We start from the raw sequence: 338 nt of genomic DNA on the forward strand, positions 1-338 counted from the left end.
AGTAGGCTGTTTACTGTACCGCCTAGATCTGGATCGCCTGCTAGAACACCGTTTACTAACTCGTCAACCGTTGTCGTCACTTCATTTACTGGGTTATCAAGTGCACTTAAGTCTGTACCAAGCGTGCCATCAACAATGTCAGTCACTGCCGCAACAACTTTATCAACATCACCTGAAGTACCCTCTTCAGCTTCACCACCTAGTAGGCTATTTACTGTACCGCCTAGATCAAGGTCTCCTGCTAGAACACCGTTTACTAACTCGTCAACCGTTGTCGTCACTTCATTAACTGGGTTATCAAGTGCACTTAAGTTTGTACCAAGCGTGCCATCAACAAT

Annotated in this window: 1 protein-coding gene; it reads right to left on the bottom strand. The window is 45.6% G+C overall.

The genetic code is table 11. The features are described 5' to 3' along the window. A partial coding sequence (locus tag J3998_RS13160; protein WP_208151116.1) for a hypothetical protein occupies positions 1–338 on the bottom strand: 338 nt, incomplete at both ends.

It is taken from the genome of Thiomicrorhabdus marina, from assembly GCF_017571465.1.
Taxonomy (GTDB): Bacteria; Pseudomonadota; Gammaproteobacteria; order Thiomicrospirales; family Thiomicrospiraceae; genus Thiomicrorhabdus; species Thiomicrorhabdus marina.